The organism is Thermofilaceae archaeon (assembly GCA_038731975.1).
Lineage (GTDB): Archaea > Thermoproteota > Thermoprotei > Thermofilales > Thermofilaceae > JANXEW01.
Window position 1 is genome coordinate 76380 of record JAVYQJ010000005.1, and the last position, 6514, is coordinate 82893.

7 protein-coding genes are annotated in these 6514 nt (G+C 62.5%); 2 read left to right on the forward strand and 5 right to left on the reverse strand.

Features of this window, described 5'->3' with window-relative positions; genetic code table 11:
- Positions 1-335, reverse strand: a 335-nt coding sequence (locus tag QXF46_04290) for a hypothetical protein (GenBank protein ID MEM0226072.1), incomplete at its 3' end; no start/stop codon positions are given.
- Between the two features lie 401 nt (positions 336-736).
- Here QXF46_04290 and cas6 point away from each other — a divergent pair.
- The gene (gene cas6, locus QXF46_04295; GenBank protein ID MEM0226073.1) at positions 737-1585 is read left to right on the forward strand and encodes a CRISPR system precrRNA processing endoribonuclease RAMP protein Cas6; all 849 of its coding nucleotides are present in this window, start codon (positions 737-739) and stop codon (positions 1583-1585) included.
- Positions 1586-1678: 93 nt separating this feature from the next.
- Here cas6 and QXF46_04300 read toward each other — a convergent pair whose 3' ends face one another.
- The 4 genes from QXF46_04300 to QXF46_04315 are packed head-to-tail and all read right to left on the reverse strand — an operon-like array spanning position 1679 to position 5062.
- Positions 1679-2632, reverse strand: coding sequence for a 2-oxoacid:ferredoxin oxidoreductase subunit beta (locus QXF46_04300; GenBank protein MEM0226074.1), 954 nt, complete (start codon positions 2630-2632; stop codon positions 1679-1681).
- Positions 2622-4520: a 2-oxoacid:ferredoxin oxidoreductase subunit alpha gene (locus tag QXF46_04305; protein ID MEM0226075.1), complete on the reverse strand. Its 1899-nt coding sequence runs from the start codon at positions 4518-4520 to the stop codon at positions 2622-2624. The genes QXF46_04300 and QXF46_04305 overlap by 11 nt, the downstream gene beginning before the upstream one ends.
- A complete protein-coding gene (locus tag QXF46_04310) occupies positions 4521-4817 on the reverse strand; it encodes a hypothetical protein (protein MEM0226076.1) in 297 nt (98 codons plus the stop codon).
- The gene (locus QXF46_04315) at positions 4817-5062 is read right to left on the reverse strand and encodes a ferredoxin (protein ID MEM0226077.1); all 246 of its coding nucleotides are present in this window, start codon (positions 5060-5062) and stop codon (positions 4817-4819) included. Before QXF46_04315 ends, QXF46_04310 begins: the two co-directional genes overlap by 1 nt.
- 277 nt (positions 5063-5339) lie before the next feature.
- Here QXF46_04315 and QXF46_04320 point away from each other — a divergent pair.
- Positions 5340-6514: DNA double-strand break repair nuclease NurA (locus tag QXF46_04320; GenBank protein ID MEM0226078.1), on the forward strand; the 1175-nt coding region annotated here is incomplete at its 3' end.

The window sequence follows — 6514 nt, forward strand, 5'->3', positions numbered from 1 at the left end:
TTTAGCTCTGCTACCAGTACATCAATCCTTTTGTTTGTCTCTGCGATCCTTGCGTTTAGTTCCGCTCCGAGAGTGTCGATCCTCTTATTCGTCTCTAGTATCCTCTCCTCCGTCTCACCGATCCTATCGTTCAGCCTATCGATTCTCAGGTGGATCTCTGCAACCCTGTGATCAATAAACTCCCGCAGCCTTTCTAGCCCACCGTAAACATCCTTTATCGTAGCGATCAGTATTACAACCAGATCCTCAACCTTCAGCCTTTCACCCTTCTCTAACTTCTTCCAGACGACCTCGACAGCCTTGTCGACGGCGACGGAAAGCAGCTGTTCAGTCACAAGCTAAATGCGTTCATCAGGTAGAAAAACGTTTTCTCGTGAATACCGCGAAAGTCTCGGCACGCAGAAGACACGGAGACTTTCGGGGGCAGAGTACGTGCTGTAAGGGCAGGGGCGGCGCAACACCCGGTTTTGAAGCTCAGTCGACCCCTTAGGACGCATAAACTCTCACCCTCGCGGCGCCTTGAGAAGCCTCGTCCTACTACGGCGCCGCCCGCGTGAGACGCGCGCGACCAGCCGCTCCGGGGGGTAAGCTGTTCCTTGGCTACGGCGCGTACGAAGTAGGAACTTCTAACCGAGGAGCAGGCCCTGAGAACCACGAGACGATCAGTGGACCCTCCCGTGAAGAGCTGTGAGCTTAGGAGTTAACGTTTTAGGAGAGCCGCCACGCTGAATACCTGGTGCCCACCCCCATTTGCACCTTCACGGTTGATCTTGTGCCGTTGAAGCAGTTCGTTGTGACGGCATGGAGCGGCAGCTTCGCCGTCAGAGTGCTGTACGACGTGCTGAAGAGGAGGGGCGTCGAGTTCAGTAAGAGGGAGAGAAAGCCGTTCGTAGCGGAACCCCCGCTGCTGGAGGATAGGTACCTGCTCTCGGGCTTTCATATGGGCCTCAACGGGAGGCCGCACCCCCGCTTCGGCTGGAGGGTGGTGGAGGCCGGACAGCAGCTCAAGTTCCGCTACCACTTCCTCGACGAGGTTCTAGCGAAGGTCTTCATCGACGCTCTCATCAGCGAACCGGTGATCGACGAGCCGGCCACTCGGTTCGAGCTCGCCGGCGTCTCCTTCGAGCAGGTTGATGTCCCGAAGCCAAGCCCTCCCCCATCCAGGGTCGTAGTGAAAAGCTTGGAGTTCGCAGCGCCGACCTGCTACCAGTTCTACGGGTACAACGTCCTCTACCCCTCACCCGTGAGAACTCTTGTCAGCGCGCTGAAGAAGTACGCGGGCGTCTCGGGCGTGGACACGAAACCCGTGGCGGAGCGCGTGCACAAAGCTGTTGAGCTCGCCGGGACGCCGCGGGTCGAGCGGGTGTACGTTGACATCGGCGAGGGGAGGATTGTTCCCGCATTCATGGGCCGCGCGACAATAGCGATGAGGGGGGACGAGGATCTACCGGTGCTTCTCGCGGCCCTCAAGCTGGCGGAGCGGCTGGGCGTCGGCGTCTCCACCTCGATCGGCTTCGGTAGAGTCAGAGTAATCGGAGACCAACAGGAGGAAAGCGTCAGGGGGGCGGAAGGCCAGGAGGAATAGCGCCGGGCCGCCGGCCTGAGACCGGTTGCAGGGGCACGTATATTATGACGGGAACCGCGTGATCGAGCTGATCGCCGAAAGACGATCAGCCTCTCAGGCTGCTGGCTCTCTGGGCTTAACCTCGATCAGGTAGTCCCTGAAGAGCTCCTCGAAGGCCTCGGCCGATAATAGGCTCCTCCCTTCCCGCTCCACGGGAGACGTGGCCGGCGAGATCCTTGGGTAGACTGCGACCATGGATGAGATCCGCTCCTCGAAGGTGGGGATGTGCGGGTTCTCGTAGAAGACGCCTAGGGCGAGCCTCTCGTCCTCGAGAGCCAGCCTGAAAGCGTGCTCCAGCTTCTCCCCAGCTTCTGCGGGTTCCCTGACAGTGGGGTCCCATCCCCTCTCGTCCAGGTAGTAGGTGATCTTCCTGTAGTAATCGGGCGTGTGGACGTCGTTGAAGGTGGGGCAGGGCTGCAGCACGTCTATGAAGGCGGCACCCTTGTGCCGAATTGCCCGCTTGAGGAGCTCCTTCAGATGCTTCACATCAAGGGCGTAGCCTCTGGCGACGAAAGTGTAGCCCGAGGCGAGAGCGAGAGCCACCGGGTTAACAGCGTAGTGGATGTTGGGGTGGACGAGGGCTTTCGTCTTGACGCCGTAGGGCAGGGTGGGTGAAGCCTGACCCTTCGTCAGCCCGTAGACCCTATTGTCGTGGAGCACCACAGTGATGTCCACGTTCCTCCTCCCCATGGCGACGAAGTGGCCTGCGCCGATGCCGAGGAGGTCCCCATCGCCGCCGTGCACTATGACCGTTAGATCGGGGTTGGCAAGCTTTATACCCAGGGCGAAGGGGATGGCGCGCCCGTGCAGAGTGTGGACGCCTGAGACGTTGACGAAGTGCGGGGTCTTGCCGGAGCACCCTATGCCGGAAACGATGACCGTCGACCGGGGGTCCAGCTCCAGCTCTGCGAGGGCCTGCGTAACGGCCGAGAGGATGCCGTAATTGCCGCAGCCGGGGCACCAGTCGACCCAGATGCTCGTCCTGTACTCCTGCGAGCTACGCGCCATAGGTGAGCACCACCTTCTCCTCCCCGCCCACCAGGATCCTCTCGAGCGCGGCCACAAGCTCATCGAGGGTGATCGGTCTACCCGTGTACTTCACCACGGACCTGCTCACCCTGAAGCCAGCCTCCATCATCAGGAGCTTCGAGGCCAGCGCTCCAAAGCTGTGCTCAACTGCGATGACCACCTTAGCTTTGCTCAGGAGCTCCAGCACCTCCATCGAGGGGAAAGGCCACAGGAGCTTGAGGTTCACATACCCTCCTCTAAGCCCCCTCTCCTCGAGAAGCTCCAGAGCTTCGAGGGCTACACCCTTCACGCTACCCCAGCCCACCACGAGGAAGTCGGGGTTTCCCGGCCCATGATAGGTGAGCTTCCTCTCCCTCGGGAGCTCCCGCCTGATGAGGTCCATCTTCTCGATCCTCTTCCGGTACATCCTCTCCCGGATCTCGGGGTCCTCGGAGATGTGACCGTACTCATCGTGCTCGTCTCCCGTGTACCACATCACGGCGCTCCCCAGAGGCGCACGCGGCGAAACCAGGGAATCTAGGCTGAACCTCCTGTAGCCCGCCACCCGGTCCCTAACGAAGTTCCCCCTATCGATCCTCAGCGAATCGACGTCGGGGAACGGGATCAAGGCAACGGAGTTCGCGATGAACTTGTCGAGCAAGTGTATGACGGGCACCTGGTACCTCTCAGCTATGTTGAAGGCTTCCACAGCGTCGTAGAACGCCTCCTCGTGATCCCCGGAGCTTATCACCACCCTCGCGAACTCCCCGTGACCGGCGAAGATCGCGTTGAACAGGTCGCTCTGCGCCCCCCTCGTCGGTTGGCCAGTACTGGGGCCGCCGCGCTGGTAGTAGGTGATCACGATGGGAACCTCGTTCATCCCCGCGTAGGAGATCCCCTCCACCATTAAGTCGAAGCCCGGCCCGCTCGTCGAGGTAGCGCTCCTAGCGCCCGCCAGAGCGGCTCCGATCGCGGACGCCACAGCTGCGATCTCGTCCTCCGTCTGGAGCACGAGGATGGGGCCCACGGGGACTCCTCCGGGCTCAGCGTAGGTTACCCTCTCCAGGGCGAGCGACTCGTCCGCTGCGGGGGTTATCGGGTAGTAGCTCTGGTACCGCAGCCCGCCGGCGACCTTCCCCATGGCTACGGCATCGTTGCCGGAGACGAGCAGGTAACGCCCAGGCTTCAGCCCAGGCCCGTCAAGCTTGACGCTGAGCCCGCTAGACTCCACGATCGAGAGCACCTCCTCGACCACAGCTACGTTGCCCCCGACGAGATCCACCCTACCCTTAAACTGCCTCTTGAAGGCCTCCTCGAGAACCCCCACGCTCAGACCCAGCAGGCCCGAAACCGCGCCAACGATCACCGAGCTCACGTAACGGCTGAGGTAGGCCGGGTTCAGCTTGAGCCTCTCCCCCACCCTGGCCAGAACTTGCCTGTAGGAGATGGGGAGCGGCTTCACGCCGGCACTCTCCTCCAAGTACCTTACCAGCGAGGCCAGGTCGTCACCGATCCCCATGGCTGCGAGCCGCCGCCTGATCCTTTCGCGCGTGTAATCCTCCATGCTGACGACATCGCCCAGCCTCTTACCCCCAGCGTCGGCGTCAAAAACGAGGATACCCCCCTCAGCCAAGTCGAAGGCATGGGTGAAAACACTCTCAGCGTCCATCGCGGCCACCACGTGCACCGGGTAGCCCAGCGACAGCGGCGTACGGTTGGAGCACGCCCGCGCGAGGATGTAGCTGTGCCTCCCAACGATGTTGGAGTAGTACTCCCTGCTCGCCAGCACACCGTAGCCGCTGAGCGCGAGAGCCCTCAAGAGAACCATCATCGCCGTCTCCAGCCCTCCCCCCTGAGGGCCTCCCAGAAGCAGCCTAACCTCCTTCAACTAATCACCCGCGTAAACGTCCTCGTGAACCTCCTCCTCCAGCAGTCGCGGGGAGATCACGTGCCCCCTAGTGACGTGATCCATCACTTCGCTCTCTGTGACAAGGGTGGTTCGGCAGCTCAAGCAGTAGACGAAGCCCCTTTCGGCCAGCACTCTAGAGACCTCGCCGCTGTCAAGGGGCTCGGCGTTGGCGCAGTCCTCAGTCGTCCAATACACCGGTTTCAGCTGCCGGGCGCAGAAGGCGAGGCCCTCCTGAACGGGGGACGCGAGAAGGTGCCGGCAGTTGCAGCAGCCCACTACTCTACCACCTCGAAGGTTATCGCCTCCACGGGGCACAGCTCCGCGCTACGCTTTACGCAATCCAGCAGCTCCAGGGGGATGTACCCGACCGAAAGCTCGCCCGTCAGCTCCGCGCCGTACTTGTCCACGACCCTGTTCTTCCCGTTATCATCGCCGAGGACGAAGACCTCCGGGCACTCGGACTGGGCGATCCCGCAGGCCACGCACTTGGCGCGGTCGACTGTGACTTTCACCCGCGGCATAAGAGTAAGGGACAACCGCGACTAAATGCTTTTCCCCTGTCATAACTCGAGGTCCCCGCTCAGGAGGGGTCTCGACCGCCTCAGCGCGAATCTGAAATAAGTTTCCGTAATCTCCACAGCTGCACGCCACTGGCTTTTCCCCTGGAGGCTCGCTCGGGATCGCTGTCCGCTGAATACTTTCGGCGCGCTATCAACGCGCGCGTTAAATGCGGTGTTGAAACTCTATTCCGAGATGTAAATGCCTAAACCAATGTCAGGGTATATTTCCAGGCTCAACGTGGCCCTGAGGGAGTGCGCCGAGCTGGCCGGACAGCACGGCTACGTGACGGCGCAAGCGCTCGCCGCCCGGATGGGCGTCACGGAGAGGATGGCTCGGAACTACCTCATGGATCTCCTGGACTTGGGGGCGCTCGAGTACGCGGGGGGCGGCCGGTACGTGCTCACCGGTGCTGCTCGAGCCAAGCTGGAGGAGGGTGAAGTCCTCGGCGGGGAGTACACCGTTGAAGCCGTCGCGTCGGCCCGGGGGTGGGGGGGCGAGCTCTCCGAGTACATGCTGGAGAAGGTGTACCGGCTCAAGGGCGCGCTTAGGGAGTTGGGGAGCAGGGAGGGGGTTAGGCGGAAGCTGCTTCAAGCTGAACCACCGGAGGGCTTCAGCGGCGGCAGGCTGATCCTCTCCTCGAGGGACGTGGAGCCCAGGGAGGTAAGGCGGGTGGCCGGCGAGGCGAGCGGCTACGCCTTGAGGGGCTACGTGTTGGCCGGGCTCGTCCCGATCACGGTCGCCTACATGTGCTCGGTGGCCGCCATCGTCGAGCTGAACGAGGTGGGGCAGGTGGAGGACCTCAAGTTCCTGAGGAGGCCTGACGTCCGCGACTTCAGGGGTGGTGAGCCCTTCGACGAGGGTCTCGTCGAGCTGGCGGTCGAGCACCCGGAGCTGCTGATCGCGGGCCGCAAGGTGGCGGCGAGGCTCCTCTGCGCGAGGCTCAAGCTCGCGAACATGCTGGACGCGGTCGAGAGGGGCGTGGAGCTGGCCGTGAGCAAGGGCACCCTCCTCCCCCACGGCTTCGTGCTGCCGGGGAGCGAGCTCTTCAAGAGGCTGGAGAGGGAGGTCGCCGAGAGGTACGAGAAGCTCGTCGAGAGGGCCCGGGAGAGGGGGGTGACGCTCGCCTCGATCATCGACGAGCCGAGGGACTACAGGTTCTACGAGGCGGTCAGGGGACTGCTGGGGCTCAAGCTGGCCAGGGTGAGCGACGCAGCCTTCCTGAGCTACGTCTTAGACCAGTGGGAGTACACGGCCCCCCTGCGCGTCTCCAGGGAGCGCGGGAGGAGCGTTGAGGACTGGTACGAGTTCTACTGGAAGGTGGGCGAAAGGCTGATCAAGGTCGAGTACGTAACGCGGGGCGACCCGGTGGAAGCCCAGCGGGAGCTCATCGCCTCTCTGGCCCCCAACCTGCA